Here is a 19,607-nt window from a genome sequence, read left to right on the forward strand (position 1 = left end):
CTTCCCATGGTTTGAAATCAACATCTTCATCATCGGCTAGTTCCAATAAATCATGAACGACCAATCGATGTTTTAACCATCCTTCAACCACTTCATCCATTGTACTCATTGGTAGTCCCTCCTTATAATAAATAAACTCAATTTTCGATAAAAATCTATAATTCCTATGCTACCGTTTCTCTGTTCATTTTCAACTATTATGTTTTTTGTTACTTGCGGGGCTTCTGCAAATTTACTTATTCTCCAATTGTACTCTAATACATCTTCATATGTTCCCCTCATTCCTAACCCCATTTTTTAAAACTTTTTATGTATTCCTTTTCCTTTTCATGTATATTGATAATATTAGGTAATAGGATGACGCACGAAGAGCTTTGTTCTAGGAATCGGGAGGAATTTGATGAGAAAAATTATTTTATCGACAGAGAGTGGAGCAGATTTACCAGCAGAGTTAGAAGCTGCAAAACATAATATTCTAGTTTAGTTAACAAAAATTGTGTAATAAACTGCATTACATCAATTGATACATCCATTTTGAAGGGAAGAGAGTTTCTTTCTTCCTTTTAACTTTGATACGATTCACCGTAAACTCAATACTTACGGTTTTACAAGTTAATAATCCAAAAGGTTGAAAGCTCGCTAAGTTTTTTTGATCCTTTACAAAACATGTTAGACGGAAGAATCCCCGGTTGCAGTTACAGGCGCTAATTCAACTGGATTTCTATTAAGATCTAAGTTTTTTCTATGCACCTTTTCCACTATATATCCCCAGTTATCAAGCACCAACTGAGCAATAGCAGGGTCAAATTGAGTGCCCTTCCCTTGCTCGATCTCTTCTCGAATGTTATTAAAATCCATTGCTTTCCGATAAGATCTATTAGAAGACATGGCATCAATCGCATCAGAAATTCCAATTATTCGAGCAATCAAAGGGATCTCTTCGCCCTTGAGACCTTTTGGATAACCTTGTCCGTCCCACCTTTCATGATGGTATAATACACCATCAATATATTCCTCCGGGATTCCCAAGCTTCTGCAAATGTGAGCCCCTTCACTTGGATGTTTCTTCATAACATTATACTCTTGCGCAGTTAGCTTTCCCTTCTTTAATAAAATCATATCGGGTGTTGTCAGTTTGCCTACATCATGAATTACCCCTGTCTGATAAGCGAGCTCTTGACCCACTTCAGGGATATATTTACTAATGATTTTACTTAATAATGCCACCCGCTGCGAATGTCCTTTCGTATAAAAATCCCTTGCCTCTACACTTCGAGACAAACTCATGATCGTATGTATTTGTTTCGTTTCCTTTTTTGTATTGTCGATCAACTCTTGTACAACGAGAAAAATTAAAAAAATCATAATTAAAAACGATGTCAAATGATCAAGCAACACCACCATTTTTCCAGAACTAGAAATATCCTTTGTCATAAGTAGGAATAATAGCACCGAACTCGTTGCGGAGAAGAAATATAACTTCCGATTTTTAAATAACAAGGATAGAACAGGAACGAGTAGAAAAAGACCGCTTAACGCCACCTCTCCCATCAACATATAAGCACTCGAAACAATAATTAACGCATTACAAACAATAACCAAAGGTGTAAAACGCTTTAAAATACTATGAAAAGCTATAAGAGAAGGGATAAATCCAATTATTACGATAAGTAAAACAATCGAATAATGATTTGCAGGAGCTACAAAAAAGTGTCGCAACGATAACATGAATCCTCCAAAGAGAGAAGAAATCTGACCAGCTAAAATGATCTTCCTCATTATCCTACGCCCCTATCCGATGTAATATAAACGAAGATATATGTGTTTCAAATTTCCCTAGAGATGCTAAATAAATAGATTAAGAACCTGTTAAATTTGCTCTCGATTTCCATGGTGTGTTTAACTTAACAATAGAATGAAATAACCCTAATAGAACTTCTTTTGTTAAAACATTACTTTAGGTCTAGTTCAATAAAACTAAACGTGTTTTTATAATATTCTATCACATTTTGCCAACATATTACTTTATATTTTTATATTTATTCCATATGAAGTGAAATTCACACTTCAATGCTTTGGATACAATAACAGGGATAGCAGTCAAGTTACCACTATCCCTAAAAAAACTTCTTCGTTTTTAATGCATTTATATTCAAGAAACTGACACTAACGTATCAAATTTGTCGGATGGCGTAAACGAGCACAACGATCGATCTTATCCTTTCCTGTAGACTAAAATACCCTGAAATCATTTCCTAAACAACAGGGTCAACGCTCTCATCCACAACCTGCATCAATTCCTCATATATATCACGCCAACTCGCCGCAAGATTCACGGTCATCACTTCGATTGCCACCCGCTCATCCCACAGATACACTTCATGGATCTCGTGCCCATTAAACGGATAAACGAGTATGCCGCGCAGATTCTCGAGTTCTTTAGGCTGGTGGTGTAAATACGTAAACATTTGATACATGTTTCCGCTATGAAAAGATCGTTTATCGTGATGGACCTGAAACATATGTTTATAAAATTTCGCATCGATAATGATCTTCTTTTGTTCTTTTCTATGTAATAACGAGACATCTGTCAGCATCGAAGGCAAAAGGGCTTGATTGCCGGTTAAATTCCAATCCAGCCGCTCCGATTTTACTCGATAAATGCTCTGCTCCAGCCGATAAAAATGAAAAAGAAACTTCTCAAACAAACGATTTAATTCAGTGTCCGTTACCGGAACCGCATATAAGCTCCAATCGCCACGATTATGGGATAGTAACTGCAGTTCATATAATAACCGCGCAAGGTGAACCATTCGTTTATAGTGCGCATCATGTCGAGAAAATGTCATGCGAGAAAAAACTTCCTTCGCCAGCCAAAGATCCTCCACATCCGGCATTTTTTCCCAGAGCATATGGCATTCTTTCCTTGTTTTTTCTTCGATATGACGATTTTGCACGAGATTTTTAAGTGTTGTTTTCATGATTTGATTGAGCAGGATGTTCGGCGAGTACGCATCTTTTTCACAGACGACAACAGGCTTCTTTTCAGCGATGAAGGAGATTGATTCATTTATTCGCATTCTCCCGGAAATAAAACCGGTCTCTTCCTGATGAGTGACATAGTTCCGTATCAATCCGCGATTGAACAATCCTTCTGCCTCTTGCAGAAACATTTTTGCCAAAAGATCATACGTGATTAAGTCTTCGTCAACATCACGGAATTCCCGGATCATCTCCGGCATGTCATTTGAATAACTTAGCATGATAAACAGGTTTCGAATCGGCACCTTAAAGTTTTGTTCCATACGAGATCCCTTCGATTAAAGAAGCGCTCACTTCCGGGCGGTCAAAATAATACTCTTCCAGCAGCGGTTTTATTTCATATTCCATCACGCGCGCAAACCATACGTTTTCATCCATCTTTTCCGGAACATTCGTAAAAAAAGAATGCCCGATTTCATAACCTGATCCAAGTTGGAAATCTTCCCGAATCTGTTGATTGATGCCTTCGATGCTTATTTCAATGCGTTCAATGAAAGCCTCCGTTACACCCTTTTCCAGTAAGGACGCTTTCCATTTCTCATTAAATTGTGGTTCCAATGTGACAAAGGCAAAGCGCCGGCGAAGGGCAATCTCGAGCTGGGCTAATGACCTGTCGGCTGTGTTCATCGTTCCAATTAAATAAACATTGCTCGGAACCGTAAACGTCTCTTTGGAATAACCCATCGTCACATACTCATCACGCTCATCTCCTTCCATCAGCATAAATAGCTCACCAAAAATCTTTGACAAGTTCCCGCGATTAATCTCATCGATAATGAAATAATAATTCGCTTCAGGATTCTCCATCGCTTTCTTGCAAAAATCATAAAACACACCATATTCCAAGCCAAACCCTTGTCCCTCAACAGGCCGGAAGCCCATCACAAAATCCTCATATGCATAGTTCTGATGAAATTGAACCATCTCTACCTGTGAATCATTTCTTTCACCGACCAAGGAATAAGCAAGTCGTTTGGCGAGAAACGTTTTCCCTACACCAGGAGGCCCTTGCAAGATAAGATTCTTTTTATAATCGAGCACGTCGGCTATCGTGTCATATAGCGACTCGTCGATAAACACCTCTTCCAAAAAGTGTTGTTTTGTATAGACCGGCTTTGCTTCTTGTTCCTGTTTAGCTTGTATATAGTCGGTTAGCGCCTCATATAAGTTCGGTTTGATCATCCATGTAAAGCGATTCGCTGTTTCATATTTTCCGTTAAATAATACTTGCCAGTATGTTACTTCTCCATCTTCTCCTACAATCGGCTCAATTTCGGCTTCTTGATAAATTCGTTTTCCTAAAGCAACGACTGGGGCATTAAGGGAGGAAAAATGTTTCCCAAGAGCTGCAGCTAATTCGGTAGCGGTAGCCTCTCCACCCATTTCATATATTTTCGTCAAGAACAACAGGTCATCCTCACGAAAAATCGTCTTGTCGTGAAGTAAAGCAAGCCATTGCTCTTTATCCAGTACATCCTCGGAGGACAAGTAATCCCCCGTGTCATTCGTTCCCTCCAGCTTTTGCAAACCTTCAGCAACAGATGTCATTTTCTCTTCCAATCGTTCATACGTGAATTGATGGACATCTTCCACGGCTTCCAAGTCTTCCATTCCTGCCTCTGGATGGTTATCCCCGTGAACAAAACCATATGTTACAGCCTTTTCATCCACTCTTAAGAAAAATTGTGGTGCCGCGCGATGGCTTTTATATTTTGTTTCATAGACGGCCAACCAGCACTCTGAACCGCCAAATGCCTGATTCCAGTTAAAGCCATTGATCGTTTTATTTTCCATTAAATCAAAAGCCTCTAAACCACTCAACTGACGTATCGCCTGATGAATTTTCCCTAACTCACGTAGCACTTTATCTTTTTTATTGTAATAAAATAAGTGAAATAAAATGGTGAAATTATTCCAGGAGTTTAGGATATTTGTATCGTATAAAACACTTACTTCATCCTTTATGTTTTCTAAAATGGATATCGACAAGGAGCCTTCTGATAAGATTTGATCGATTACTTTAAAGCGTATCTTTTTCACTTTTTCTGTACCTTGATAATTCTTCTGCAACTCTTGCAATACAGCCTGATCCAACCTCATGATTCCTTCAAGCATCTTGTCCGGATATTCTCTAAAGTGCGCCAATGTTGAGGCCAGCTCATGTAAATAATCAGCAGCCGTCTCTACCCGCACTTTTTTATAACTCGTACTGCAAAAAAGAAAATCCTGTATGTCGAGCATGTTCATGTCCGAATACTTTTTGTTCAGGTGATCTAACATGACCTCGCATATCATATAATAGGCAGCATAGTTTTCGCTGAGGGCTCCCATTTTTTGTTCAATTTCATATGTAGTCTTTACATCCTGATAGATTTCTCCTTTATAGAGTGGGTAGGCCGTATAATCATAGGCTGCTAGTAAATAGCCAAACAATGCCGCACCAACTGCTTTGTTCGGATCAAAAGCCTTCACCTGTTTTTGAAAAACAGCAATTCGATCCACAATTGGAAGGGAGTCATTATAGAGACGGTTCCATACGTCTGCCACTTCACGCGGACGCTGTTCAGCGTAGGAAACAAGGGTATCGGTATTATTCCAATGAACGAAAGAACCCGTATTCGGATTGCTGCTTTGAATTTTTTTAGCAATTTCAACGACAGATTCTTCCGTTATCGGATGTTTACGCAAATAGCCATTCAGTTCTTCCAAAATATCAAATTTATATCTTTCATCATAAAGCGTTGATTCCTTGAATTTCGAATAGCGGTTATAGGCTAGGTCTATATAGTTATCTTTTAAAATTTTTTTCTCGAATTCTTCGCGGTTCATTCGTTTGCTCCCCTTTTCATACGTTGTGGCATATAAGTTTTTCCATATAGTACATTAGTTGTTACTTGAATTATTTCATAAAAGGGTAACTTGGACAACTATGGGTATTTTTGTAAAGAAATACTGCTTCATGAGTTTAATCATAATAAAGAACCAAGAGAAAAAGACAGCAAAAAGTAGTAGTCATTACCCCAAATTCCTGGAGAATGCCTACTACTTTTTTAAAGAGAAATTTACAGATTGGTACAAAAACAACCTTTGAATACTACATAATATCTAATTAACAACAGTACTACTATCCTCCAATGAAAGTATTGCTCCATATTCGCGTAATTTTCTCCTTATAACTTGAACATCAACTTCTTCTGGTAAAATATCTTGCTGCGCTGCTAATGCCGCTCCAATTCCAACTCCTTCACCAACAGCCATACATGTCGCCATTACACGAGAAGAGCCAAATACAACAGGATCAACACTAATGCATCTTCCACTAAGCATAAGCCTTTTGACATCCTTTGAAATCGTTGCTCCATATGTGATTCCATAAGGGTCTTTCAGTGATTTAATTATAGTTGAATCGTCTGATCCACTATGAATATCTATTATATATGATCCTAGGGCTATCGTATCTTCAGGTACTTCCCCTTTTAATGCTGCTTCTTCTCTAATCATTTGTTTTCCTACAATTCTGCGTGATTCACGTACCCCTACAAATGGTGCAATTGAAGCTAAATAAATATCTTCAAAACCCGGGACATTTTCCTTTAACATTTCAATTAAAGGAAGTATCTGTAAATGTCCATCTATTTCTCCTTTACTTAATTCTTCTACATTTGAACCATCAAAATTCTTAATACGTATACTATTAATAGCGATATACCCATCTTTCGGCAAATTGATATAAATGATGGTATCACGATCAATAGGGCATTTCCCTTCTTCTCTCAGTTTTGAAACTGTATTTTTTAAACCAACATGTACATGATTTTTACTGGCACGTAAAAATTCTGCTGTATACCCGGGACGTATTTTCATTGAATCACCGTGTTTAAGTTCTTCCGGGTGATCTTCCAAATAATCCATAAACTTATCTAATTTAAAGCCACCTACAGTAAACATTAAAGTCCCTGGTTGGATCTCTTTCTTTATTTCTCCTTTCGAATACTGACCCTTTTCATAATCTACACCTGACAAGTAACCTACATCACCATCACCTGTAGAGTCTACAAACACATCTGCAAATATCTCTATTTCTTGTCCTTTACCTTTTACAATCACAGATTTCAATTCTCCATTTTCTACTTTGGCATCAATAATCTCGCAATGCAGTAATGGATGGACACCATATTGCTTTACCTTTTCAAAAATAACAATTCTCATTAAGTTTGGGTCAATAACAGTTGTAGAATTATGCAACGGGCATTCCCTATGTCCAAATGATCCTCCTAACTCAATTAAACGATCTACAAGCTCTTGAGCTAACCCTTTAGTGGTTACACGTTCCTGAGCATCTAAAAATCCTAATAATGGAAGACCTATAGTCATGTTCCCCCCTAAAAATCCCTGGCGATCGACTATAATCGTTTCAGCCCCTTCACGTGCAGCAGAAAGCGCTGCACCAAGTCCACCTGAACCACCACCAAGTACAAGAACCTGAGTTTTGATTATTTGCCTATTGTTATTCATTTTTCATTACACTCCTATCATTAATAATTTATTAAACTAATTATTCGTTATTTTCACTTTATATTTAAAGCAATATCGATCAATACTCTTAAAACCCCCCTCTACAATGGTTCCATCGTTTACCGCAGTAGACGAATTACAACAATCATAAGGTTAGCAATAGTTAAAACTTACATTTATACAGTGTTATAAATACTTATTGAAGTGTTAATTGGTTAGTATTATATTTCATTATAATATTTATATTTGTTTTTTGACATGCAGTTTTATATCATATTACATATACTTTATTTCAAAGTAGAGGTGCTTATTAGGTGAATTTTTATAATTTAACAGATTATACCTTAGAACTTCTTTCACATACTTATTGGGAAAAAAAAGAACAATTTGATTTAGATATAGATACTTACCAAAATTGGGTAATGTTCGCTATTGAAGCAGGAAGTTTTCATTATGAAGTAGGTCACGAAAAAGGAATTGCATCTAGTCATGACATTATTGTTTGTCCGCCAGGCCAACCTTTTAAACGGAAAGTAATTGATCCTTTGGCGCTCCACTATATTGGGCATCAAATACAACCTTACTCAAATAAAGAGTTACATCTTCCAAAAGTAAAGGTTACTCCTCAAGATCGAAAACGACTTTCTTCCAATTTTTCATATTTATGCAGACTCCACCTATCTTTAGATAAAAGGAGCACTTCCCGCAAGCAATGGATAATCAACGACATTTGGCAATTAATTTGTGATGAACTTGAGACTAATACAATTCAACATGATGAAATCCCATCACTTGATTCACAAGATTTACTTATGAATAAGGCAGCTGACTGGATATTAAAGCATGCGTATGAACCAATTAGTTTAAAGGAACTTGCTGAAAACATAGGACTAAGTCCTGTTCAGTTGACGCGACGTTTTCACAAAGCATTCCAAATGACACCAACTAATCTTATTAAGAAACTGCGAATGCATCGGGCTGCTAAACTACTACTTGATACAAACATGACATTAGAGCAAATTTCTGAAAAGTGCGGTTACGACAATGGTTTTTATCTTAGTCGCGTGTTTAGTGATTTTATGAAAATTAGTCCATCCGAATATCGTGCGAAAAATTACTTATAATAAGTATAGTCCTCATGATTTTTATAAAAAATAATCCCACTTGCAAAAAACAAGATGGGATTTTAATTTACACTTTTTTCAAATTCAGGTATAACGCTTTTATTAACTTCAGCAAAATGACAAGCACTTAAGTGACCACCATCTCGCGATATTAATTCCGGTTCTTCCACTTTACAAATCTCCTGAGCTTTCCAACATCTTGTACGGAATCTGCAACCAGAAGGAGGATTTGCTGGTGATGGGATGTCCCCTTCTAATATTATTTCTTCACGTGTTATAATACTCCAAGGTTCCGAAATTGGCACAGCAGACAATAATGCTTGTGTATACGGATGGGAAGGTGCATGGAATATTTCATTCCGATCTCCGGTTTCAACAATTTTACCCAAATACATTACTGCTATTCTGTCACAGATATGTCTAATTACAGAAAGATCATGTGAAATAAATAAATAGGCCAATCCCAACTCTTTTTGTAAATCCTGCAATAAATTTAAAATTTGCGCCTGAATGGAAACATCTAGAGCTGATACTGCCTCATCGCAAATGATTAATTTTGGTCGCAAAGCTAACGCCCTCGCTATACAAATACGCTGACATTGACCGCCTGAAAATTGATGGGGATAATTATGTCTGCTATCTGGATTAAGCCCAACAAGTTCCATTAATTTTATTACTTCTTTATCCCAATCTTTTTTTTCCACAACATCAGTATGAACTTGCCAAGGCTCCTGAATTAATTCTTTAACCGTCATTTTGGGATGCAAGGATGCAAATGGATCCTGAAAAATGAGTTGAACATCCTTTCTTAATAATCTCATTTCTCTACTGGTAATTTTGGTTAGATCCTTTCCTTCAAAATATATATGACCTGATGTAGACTTTTCCAACCCTACAATTGTTCTTGCAACCGTAGATTTTCCACATCCTGATTCTCCTACAAGTCCCAATGTTTCTCCAGGATTAATTGTAAAGTTGACTTTGGAAACAGCTTGAATCTCCCCAATTTTCTTTTTTAAAAGTCCTCCTTTTATAGGAAAGGATGTTTCTAGATCAGCCACATCCAAAATCGGCTCCCCAAAAGTATTACCCATGTTGTAAAACCTCCTTATAAAAGTGACATGCACTTTCTCTTCCACTTGCTACTTCCGTTAGCTCAGGCAATTCTTGTCTACATATATCCTTAGCGATTGGGCATCGCGGATGGAATGGACATCCTTTCGGTGGTGTAAGCAAGTTGGGTGGTGAGCCTTTAATTGGAACAAGGCGTGATGTATTTTTATTTAAAGTGGGAAGTGACTCCATTAAACCAACCGTATATGGATGTGCAGGGTTGCGAAATACTTCTTCAACCTTCCCAGTTTCCACCAAATGGCCTGCATACATAACTGCTACACGGTCTGCATGATTTGCAACTACTCCTAAATCATGAGAGATAAGAACTAACCCCATCTTTTCTGTTCGTTGAAGTTCTTTTAATAGTTGCATGATCTGAGCTTGAACGGTCACATCCAATGCCGTTGTTGGCTCATCCGCAATAAGAACTTTCGGCTGTAATGCCAACGCCATTGCAATAATAACACGCTGTTGCATACCGCCGGAAAATTGATGAGGATAATCTTTTATACGGCTTTTAGCATCCGGAATTTTAACTTGTTCCATTAATTCCACTACAGCCTTTTTAATTTTGCTACGGGACATCCGACGATGCACCCTAAGCACCTCACCTATTTGAAAGCCAACTGTGTAAACTGGATTTAGAGCACTCAAAGGATCCTGAAAAACCATCGACATTTTTTCGCCGCGCATTTTCCTTCTTTCAGATTCCTCTAAGTCTACAAGATTTCTTCCTTGAAAATAAATAGCTCCTCGGTTAACGTGACCGTTCGGTTTAGGTAACAATCCCATTAATGCCAATGCTACCGTACTTTTACCGCTTCCAGACTCCCCAAGGATGGCCAGTGTCTCAGACTGATGTATGGAAAAATTCACTCCATCAACCGCTTGAACATTTCCAGTTTTTGAACGGAATTCTACAGAAAGATTTTCAACATTCACTAATGGTGCAGTGGAATTAGGTTGTTCTTTTTGTAATAATTTTTCTGCTACCATATAATCCCCCTTAACAACCAAGAATAAGAATATTCATTTGGATTTTATAATCATTACTGAACATTACTCCGCTAATATTTAGCAAGGTATAAATCCAACTTAGAAAGCTGGAATGCACCAACTTCCTAAGTTGATTATTCATTGCTATTTTCAATTATTTATTTAGTTACTAATACGTTTTTAAATTGTGGATCGTCAGATGGACTTGGCTGAAATCCTTCTACATGAGAGCGGATTGCTGCAATTTGGTTTAATTGCAACGGGAAAATCCCAACTGCTTCTTCCCAAATTATTTTATTTGCCTTGTCATATAATTCTTGTCTTTCTTCTTGATCAGTAGCCTCTTTTGCAGCAATGAGAAGCTTATCCAATTCTTCATTCTTATAGCCATTTCGGTTAGCTTCTGAAATATACAAACGACCTAATGTATAGTCACCGTCTCCAGTAATTACAGAGTTCGTTTGTAAATCCATATCCCAATCAAGCGCAACAAGTTTTTCTATCCACTCTGCACGTTCAATTTGAATCGGCTCAACCTCTACGCCAATTTCAGACCAATAAGACATCATCGTTTCAGCAAGTTGAAGAATCTGTGGCCCTCCACCATTACTCCACATCATTGATGTTGAGAATCCGTCTGGATACCCTGCTTCTTCTAAAAGTTTTTTTGCTTTTTCAGGGTTATACTTGTAGGGTTCCAAATCAGATGAACCAAATACTTGATCAGGAATTGGCGAAGTCATTACTTCTCCACTTTCACCGTACAAGTCTTCCACGATTGCGTTTGTATCAAGCGCATACCACATTGCTTGACGTACTTTCGGATCATCAAATGGTTCTCTACTACTATTAAACCAGTTGAAATAATATAAATAACTTGGACTCTTAATTATTTCGATATCTTCCTGATTTTCCAATGCTGCTACTTGATCAATAGGTATTGTCCATGTAACATCAATTTCACCTGTTTCAAGAGCAGTCAGCCTTGCAGCCGTTTCAGGAATGTTAACAAACTCAAGATTGGCTAAATGTGGTGCGCCATCCCAGTATTCTTCATTGCCTGTCAATGCTAAATTTTGCTGTGGAACAAATGATTCGACCTTAAATGGCCCGCTTCCTATAGGCTGTTTATAAAATTCTTCACTTGCGGAATCAGCAGGTGTTATAAATAATAAGGTTAAATTAGAAAGCATAGTTCCCATTGGCTTTTTAGTCTTAATGGTTAGTGTATGATCATCTGTTGCTTCTGCAGATTCAAACTCCAACCATAAAACAGACAATGGAGAGTCTTCAGAATTTACTTGTTGCTCTAACGAATATTTTACATCTTTAGCTGTTAAAGGTGAACCATCGTGGAAGGTAACGCCTTCTTTAATATGAAACACCCATGTTTTTGGGTCCGGCTGCTCCCAATCTTCTGCAAGACTCGGTTTAAGTTCTCCGTTTTGATTAATAACCAATGTGTCATAAATTTGCCTGCTTGCAAGTACAGTAGATGGCTCTCCATTAGCTGACCCATATGGGTCCAATGAATCTATCCCTTGGTCAAAGGCAACCTTTAGTGCTTGTTCTACATCTTCTGAAGAATCACCAGTTTCTTCACTAGCATTCTCAGCCGGCTCTTCCGAAGAATTATCTGAGGATTCCTCGGAGATCCCGGCACAACCAATTAGAAGTACCATCAATGCACCTATAAAGAATAAACCAAATTTATTAAACATTATCTTCTTCACAATATTTACCCCCCATTAAAATAATTTTGGTTTGCTATGTTCAACTGTTTGCATAACGTATATTTCTAATCATCTTTTTCCACCAATTATATTAGTCACTAAGAATGAGTCGCTCATATATCACCCCAATCCTGTTGTTGTTTTTATTTTAAGTATTGGATACAACCGTTTAATCACTGGTTAATCCAATAAATAATTAAATGATTAAAATATACCTTTCAGCTAACATTAAATGGAGTATTAATCCAACGATGTATCAAGTTTATCTCGTAGTTTATCACCTAGGAATCCAACACTTACAACAAGTATGGCCAATGCAATCCCAGGCATTGTTGCAATCCACCAAGCAGAATTAATGTAATCCCGTCCTAGCGCAATTAGATAACCCCATGATGGTTGAGCGGCTGGTACCCCAAGACCTAGAAAACTTAGAGAAGCTTCTGATATAATTACCAATCCAAGTTGAACCGTTACAATAACCATTACTGAGGAAATACACATTGGAAATACGTATTTCAGCAAGATTTTAAAGTTCGAAACACCTAGAACTCTAGCAGAATCAACAAAGTCCTTTTTCTTTGTTGTCAACGTTGCACTGCGCGTGACCCTTGCAAAAGTTACCCACCTCGTAATAGATAGGGTGATAATAACATTAGTAACACTCGGACCAAGGACACCCGCTATTAAAATTGCAAGTAAAATTGCTGGAAACGCGAGCTGAATATCTGCAATTCTCATTATTACTGAATCCACTAAACCCCCAAAATAGCCAGAAATCAATCCTAGTATAACACCGATGGATCCCCCAATTAGAACGGTTGCTAAAGCAACAAGCAAGGAGATACGTGTACCATAAATAATTTGCGAAAGAACATCTCTTCCTACCTGATCAGTCCCAAGCCAAGCAGTCGACCCATCCTCAAGAACCGTGCCGGGAGGAAGTAATCTACTACCTGTAAACGTTTTTTGAGGATCAAAATCCATGAGTAATGGCCCGATAATTCCAATAATTACAAATATAATAACTGGTATGCTAGCAAGGATCATGCCCCACTCTCTTTTTTTCGTTACTGTTTTCTCCATAACTTCGCTATTTGAAAGATTCATAGTCTCTTGTGTCATGATTTATTCCTCCACCTGAATACGTGGGTCGATATATCCATATAAAATATCAACCAGAAGATTTAGCAAGACATAAAATGTTGCTATAATTACGACTGACGCTTGGACAATTGAATAATCACGATATAGAATGGAATCCACTAATAAACGACCAATTCCAGGCCAAGAGAATACTACTTCAATAATAATTGCACTTCCGATAAATTCACCTAATAAAAGTCCCATAACTGTTATTACTGGAATAAGCACATTTCGAAGCACATGAATATAAAAAACTAAATTTTCCTTTAACCCCTTTGACCTTGCTGTTTGCACATATCCTTTACTTAATTCATCTAAAATACCATTTCTAACAAGCCTGACAATCATGCCAATAAAAGGAAGACATAATGTAAAAGCCGGAAGAATTAAATGTGCAATTGATCCTGAACCTGCACTTGGAAGAATCCCTAAATACCTAGCGAATATTAAAATCAACATGATTCCAACCCAAAAAGTGGGTAATGATTGCCCTAACAACGAGGTGGTAGATATTAACCAATCAATTATGGTATTAGCTTTTCTTGCTGCCCATATACCTAAAGGGAAACTAATTACGACTGCTACAATAATAGCTGAGACGGCTAAAGTAATTGTAAATGGCAATCGATAAAAAACATGTTCGAGTGCTGGACCACCCAATTTAAAAGATTCACCAAAGTTTAGTTGGCCTATATCAAAAAGATATTTTCCATATTGAATGAGCAGTGGATCGTTTAATCCCAAGTTTTCTCTGAGTTCAAGTACTTGCTCTTCTGTAGCAGATGAACCTAGCATTACTGCCGCAGGATCTCCTGGTACAACACGGATAACAAAAAAGATTATTGTAACCGCGCCCCATATTACAAAGAGCGAATACAGTATTCTACGTATTAAATATCCGGCCAAAAGGTGGCACCCCCATCTAGTAAGTTTTTAAGACAAAACTCAATTCGTAGTCCAAGTGAAAGCATTTGAAAGGGCTTTCATTCGATGGATAATAAATGCTTTTACGTTTAAGTAAATTTTACATTGTTTGTTTTTTGTTCATCAATTGTTCAATTGTGTTGTTTTGGGATCATTATTGCTTTATTTTGTTTATTTATAGACAATTATATATAGACCAATAAAAGATGTCAATATTGTATTGTCTATAATAATAATCTGATCAGTTTCTGCGGTGTATGCTAACTAAGCACTTTTTCACACCATATGAACATCAATATTTAGGTCAGTAAGATATTTTTTTTGTTCATCATCTAATTGACATGTGGTAATTAATGTATCAATTTCCTTAACCTCTGCAACTTTATATAAAGAGACTTTTCCAATTTTCGTGTGATCTGCAACAACGATTACTTTTTTAGCCGACTGAATCATTGATCTTTTAGCTGATACTAAATAGTCATCAAAATGAGATAATCCAAGTTGATGATGAAATGCGGGAGTGCCTATAAATGCTGTATGCACATATAATTCACTTAGCGCTTGATCAGTTATAAGACCATTTAGCATATAACTTTCTGGAAATAAATTACCCCCTGTTACGATCACTTTCGTCTGTGGCGAAGATCTTAGTTTAGCTGCGATGTTAATATCATTTGTTATGACTGTAATATTTTTCTTTTTTAAAACTGCTTCAACAATATGTACCGTAGTTGTTCCAGAATCTAAAATAATATTATCTCCATCGTTTATAAAGTCTCCCGAATGCTCACCCATTCTTTTCTTAGCGTCATACTGCGCGGATTCCCTCTCTTGAAACGGCGGTTCCGAATGAACCTCATCTTCAATCATTACACCACCATGTGTCCTCCGTAACTTACCTTCTTTTTCAAGCAATGAAAGATCCCTACGAATCGTTGCTTCGTGAACTTTAAAATGCTCTGCTAACTCTGCTACTGTAGCGACTCTGTTCTTTTTTACAAAGGTTAGCACTTTATTTTGCCGGTCTAAGATAAGCATTTAAACACCTCTTTTTTGAAAAAAATTAAATATAAGGTTATAACATACCTTAATTCCAATCAAATGATAAATAGGCTTTTTTCCATCCTTTATCTTCCACTACATGATTCATTGCAACTGATAAATCAGCGACATTTCTAATATAGTAAGGATTTTTAGGTACTAATTTCAAAAGATTTTTTTGCAAGTGTTTATTTTGCAGTATATCCATTAGCATTTTAAATTCAGCATAAGAACTTCTCGAAGATCCAGAAATTTTAATCCCCTTCTCCAAAATATCCCTAGTATTTACTGGAACTTTTTCCTCGGTGACGCCCAGCAAAATCAATTTACCATTACGCGAGATTAATTTAATAGCTTGATTAATTGCACTTTCACTAAAAGGCCCACCTGTACATTCAAATACATCCGTAATGCCTAATTCTTTGCTAAAGTTGAAATCATGAATCAGGTATGGTGTTGCAAAATCAAATTTTTCGAGTTTACTTTCAATTGCACCGAAAACAATTAACTGTTCTTTTGGTACAAGAAGATGATAATGCAGCATGGATGCTGTCAAAAATCCGACTGGTCCATCTCCAAAGACTGCAATTTTTCTGTTATGAATATCGGATTCGGCTAATTGTTTAATAGCATGTAAGGAAACTGAACATAATTCAGTTAACACTGCAATATTATCTGGAATTTGCTCTGGGATAATACGCACATTCTCAACAGGCAATACAAGACGCGATTGAGCAACCCCATCGTATCCACTTCCCAAAAAGACACCTTCTGCACAATAATTGTCAGCACCACCAGATGAACATGAACTACAACATTCTGATTTTGGCTTCTGATCCAAAGCATAGCGAGGAATATTTGGAATAATTACAACCCTTTGACCTATGACAATCTCTGAAGAATTCGACTCTACTACTCTACCAATACCCTCATGAAATAATGCCATCGGGAGTTTATCTTTAAGCGCTTCCTTCCTTCTATTTCCTGTATAATAACGAAGATCTGCATGGCAAACACTTGCTAAATTTGGCTCTACCGCTACATACCCTGGTTTCAATTCAACATCTAATAGTTCTTTCTCAAAATGACCGGGACTCTTTAGTCTGTATGCGGCCGAATTTAATACTATACCCAAAATTTAACTTACCTCCTTTAGTTCATTTATGTTTATATTGGTTTAATTAAACACTAATTTTATGCTTAAGTCAATATAAATAAACAAATTGTGTACGTTTTAACTGTTTAATGTTCGTTTGTTCTTGTTTGTTTGCATATGTTCGTTTATAATTTAATAAAATTTACTCTTAAGGAGGCTAGAGATGTCTACATTTTCAATTGGGATAGATTATGGAACAGAGTCTGGAAGAGTACTAGTAATTGACCTAAAAGGTAAAATAGTGGGTACTAGTATTATCCCTTATAAACATGGAGTAATTACTAGTAAACTGCCAGTTCCTGATGCTCCTAATCTGCCGCAAGACTATGCACTGCAACATCCAAATGATTATATGGAGGTTTTACGACAAGGTATTCCAAATGCACTCCGCGATGCTAATATAACTAAAAAAAGCGTTATAGGCATTGGTGTAACATTTACATCTTCCACAGTACTTGCAACGGATAACTACTTTACCCCTCTATGTTTGCAAACAAAGTATGAAAGTAATCCCCACGCATGGGTGAAATTATGGAAACATCATGGGGCACAAGCAGAGTCAAAAGATATATATACCCTAGCAGCCGACCGTAGGGAAGAATGGCTCAGGTCATATGGAAATCATGTATCTGCGGAATGGTTTATTCCTAAATGTTTGGAAACTTTTCGCAAAGCTCCTGATGTGTTTTATGACACGGACTTGTTTATTGAAGCAGGAGATTGGATCGTTTCTATGTTAACTGGAAAAATCGTTCGTAGTAATTGTTCGCTTGGTTTTAAAGCTTTCTGGAATGAAGAAAGTGGGGTCCCTAAAGATTTTCTTACTGCTATTCAACCTGAATTTGCCACTCATTTCTGCGCAAAATTAAAAGGAGACATCAAGAAAGTAGGTGAAAAAGCGGGGGCATTAACAACCAAAATGGCCGATGAATTGGGGCTTTCAGCCGGAACTCCTGTTGCAGTGTCTATTATTGATGCTCATTCCGGCCTTTTGGGGATTGGTGCATCGGATAAAAACCAGCTAACAATGGTGATGGGAACCTCAACATGTCACCTGATGTTAAATGATCAACACCATAATGTACCAGGTATTTCAGGGGTAGTTAAGGATGCTATTATCCCAGGTTTATATGCCTATGAAGCCGGTCAATCTGCGGTTGGCGATTTATTTGGTTGGTATACACGACAAATACCTGTCGAGTATGAAACCGAGGCAAATAATAAAAAAATATCTATTTTTCAGTTACTAGAAGAAAAAGCTAAAGTGCTTGCTCCCCATGAAAGTGGTTTACTTGCTTTGGATTGGTATAATGGAAATCGGTCAATCCTCTCAAATTTCGATCTAAGCGGAATAATAGTTGGTATGACGATGGAAACTACTGCCGAAGAAATTTATCGTTCACTTTTGGAAGCGTCCGCCTTTGGTGCAAAGATTATTTGTGATACATACGAAAAAGAAGGGCTTATTATCGAAAAAATCAATGCATGCGGTGGACTTCCACAAAACAATGAACTCCTAATGCAAATATATGCTGATATTCTAAATAAAGAAATACATGTTTCAGCAACAAATCATGCTTCGGGGGTAGGGGCAGCTATACTAGGCGCAACTGCGGGTGGAGCTTTTCAAACTGTAAAAAAAGCAGTGCAAAAAATGAAGCAACCTACACATAAAACTTATTTTCCAATAAAAGAAAATGTCAAAATATATAGGAAGTTGTTTGAAGTTTATCGACAAGTACATGATTACTTTGGGGTTGAGCATCCCGAAATTATGAAAAAATTAAAATACAGATCAACTAATTAATTCTGTATTCTAAATCTGTGGATAACCCCTTCTTATCCACAGAATCGGTTCATCTCCAAAAAATATTGTTGTTTCAGATGGTGACGCGTTTTACTATTCAACCAACTGGCAAATTTTTAAGACGAATTATTCAAATTCAAGTCCTATTATGTCTTATGTGTAATCAAATTAGCTTGAACTTCAAGGGATATTAGTTACATTTCGTTAGCGGCATTCATAATAGCCTCAGCAACTAATAAGGATCTACTAAAGTCTATTGGTTTCATTTATTTAAAAGACCCACCGTCTATTTATTTTTAATAATTACTTCGTCCACATTTAAATTTTTCCGTGTTTTCATATTGGAGAGGATAATATCAGCAACATCGTCCGGGTCCATCAGGTGTTGGATATCCTCTTCTTTATATATTCCATCCCAAAATGGTGTCTTCATTCCACCCATATAGGCGGCTAATACTCTTACTTCAGAATCATTCAACTCAGCTATTAAACTTTCGGTAAATCCTTTCATACCAAACTTACTGGCACAGTAAACTGATTCATTCACTTTTCCTTCCAAGCCTGCTGTTGAAATTACGTTTACGATCGTTCCTTCGTTTTTCTCTTTCATTTTTGGCAATACTGCTTGTGTGCAATATATCGTACCTTTTAAATTAATATCGATCATGTCATCAACTGCACTTTTATCTAAATGCTCAGCAAGTTGAAAAATGCCTACGCCAGCGTTGTTAATTAAAAGATCTACCTGCCCATGCTCTTTGTCAATCGATGCAAATGTTTCTTGAACTTGTGCAAAAGAAGCTACATCCACTCCACAAATACTATAAGTACCTGATAAAGATTTAGCTGTTTGCTCTAGTTTTTCCTTTCTCCTTCCTAACATAGAAATATGATACCCTTGTTCAGAAAGCTTCCTTGCTAAGGCACTTCCCAATCCGCTTCCCGCACCAGTAATAACCGCGTGTTTATTCATCATATTTTAAGCCTCCAATGATTTAGGATGTGTTATA

Annotated in this window: 14 protein-coding genes; 2 read left to right on the plus strand and 12 right to left on the minus strand. The window is 37.0% G+C overall.

Going from position 1 to position 19,607, the window contains the following annotated elements; all coding sequences use genetic code 11:
• Positions 1-669: 669 nt before the first annotated feature.
• From ACLIBG_RS12915 to ACLIBG_RS12930, 4 genes are all read right to left on the minus strand, one after another.
• Complete coding sequence (locus ACLIBG_RS12915) at positions 670-1,779, minus strand: HD-GYP domain-containing protein (protein WP_439313181.1); 1,110 nt, start codon at positions 1,777-1,779, stop codon at positions 670-672.
• A gap of 476 nt (positions 1,780-2,255) precedes the next feature.
• Positions 2,256-3,305 (minus strand): McrC family protein, encoded by a 1,050-nt coding sequence (locus ACLIBG_RS12920; protein ID WP_439313182.1) that lies wholly within the window; start codon positions 3,303-3,305, stop codon positions 2,256-2,258.
• On the minus strand, positions 3,289-5,871 hold the full coding sequence (locus tag ACLIBG_RS12925) for an AAA family ATPase (RefSeq protein ID WP_439313183.1): 2,583 nt from the start codon (positions 5,869-5,871) through the stop codon (positions 3,289-3,291). Before ACLIBG_RS12925 ends, ACLIBG_RS12920 begins: the two co-directional genes overlap by 17 nt.
• A gap of 276 nt (positions 5,872-6,147) precedes the next feature.
• Entirely contained in the window at positions 6,148-7,557 is a 1,410-nt protein-coding gene (locus ACLIBG_RS12930; RefSeq protein ID WP_439313184.1) for an FAD-dependent oxidoreductase, read from the minus strand.
• Positions 7,558-7,871: 314 nt separating this feature from the next.
• Between ACLIBG_RS12930 and ACLIBG_RS12935 the strand changes: the two genes are divergently transcribed.
• A complete protein-coding gene (locus ACLIBG_RS12935) occupies positions 7,872-8,681 on the plus strand; it encodes a helix-turn-helix domain-containing protein (RefSeq protein ID WP_439313185.1) in 810 nt (269 codons plus the stop codon).
• Between the two features lie 62 nt (positions 8,682-8,743).
• Here ACLIBG_RS12935 and ACLIBG_RS12940 read toward each other — a convergent pair whose 3' ends face one another.
• The 7 genes from ACLIBG_RS12940 to ACLIBG_RS12970 form a co-directional block, all read right to left on the minus strand.
• On the minus strand, positions 8,744-9,775 hold the full coding sequence (locus ACLIBG_RS12940; RefSeq protein WP_439313186.1) for an ABC transporter ATP-binding protein: 1,032 nt from the start codon (positions 9,773-9,775) through the stop codon (positions 8,744-8,746).
• Entirely contained in the window at positions 9,768-10,793 is a 1,026-nt protein-coding gene (locus tag ACLIBG_RS12945) for an ABC transporter ATP-binding protein (RefSeq protein WP_439313187.1), read from the minus strand. Before ACLIBG_RS12945 ends, ACLIBG_RS12940 begins: the two co-directional genes overlap by 8 nt.
• Before the next feature lie 158 nt (positions 10,794-10,951).
• Entirely contained in the window at positions 10,952-12,526 is a 1,575-nt protein-coding gene (locus ACLIBG_RS12950; protein ID WP_439313188.1) for an ABC transporter substrate-binding protein, read from the minus strand.
• 240 nt (positions 12,527-12,766) lie between these two features.
• On the minus strand, positions 12,767-13,648 hold the full coding sequence (locus tag ACLIBG_RS12955; protein ID WP_439313189.1) for an ABC transporter permease: 882 nt from the start codon (positions 13,646-13,648) through the stop codon (positions 12,767-12,769).
• Between the two features lie 3 nt (positions 13,649-13,651).
• Positions 13,652-14,575, minus strand: a complete 924-nt coding sequence (locus ACLIBG_RS12960) for an ABC transporter permease (protein WP_439313190.1) — start codon at positions 14,573-14,575, stop codon at positions 13,652-13,654.
• Positions 14,576-14,869: 294 nt separating this feature from the next.
• Positions 14,870-15,631: a DeoR/GlpR family DNA-binding transcription regulator gene (locus tag ACLIBG_RS12965; RefSeq protein WP_439313191.1), complete on the minus strand. Its 762-nt coding sequence runs from the start codon at positions 15,629-15,631 to the stop codon at positions 14,870-14,872.
• A gap of 49 nt (positions 15,632-15,680) precedes the next feature.
• Positions 15,681-16,769 (minus strand): alcohol dehydrogenase catalytic domain-containing protein, encoded by a 1,089-nt coding sequence (locus tag ACLIBG_RS12970; RefSeq protein WP_439313192.1) that lies wholly within the window; start codon positions 16,767-16,769, stop codon positions 15,681-15,683.
• 184 nt (positions 16,770-16,953) lie between these two features.
• On the opposite strand from ACLIBG_RS12970, the gene ACLIBG_RS12975 reads away from it, so the two are divergent.
• Complete coding sequence (locus ACLIBG_RS12975; protein WP_439313193.1) at positions 16,954-18,597, plus strand: ribulokinase; 1,644 nt, start codon at positions 16,954-16,956, stop codon at positions 18,595-18,597.
• 286 nt (positions 18,598-18,883) lie between these two features.
• Here ACLIBG_RS12975 and ACLIBG_RS12980 read toward each other — a convergent pair whose 3' ends face one another.
• Positions 18,884-19,573, minus strand: a complete 690-nt coding sequence (locus ACLIBG_RS12980; protein WP_439313194.1) for an SDR family oxidoreductase — start codon at positions 19,571-19,573, stop codon at positions 18,884-18,886.
• Positions 19,574-19,607: the final 34 nt, after the last annotated feature.

Origin of the sequence: Virgibacillus sp. W0181 (assembly GCF_051846915.1) — a bacterium.
GTDB lineage: Bacteria > Bacillota > Bacilli > Bacillales > Amphibacillaceae > JBPYCR01.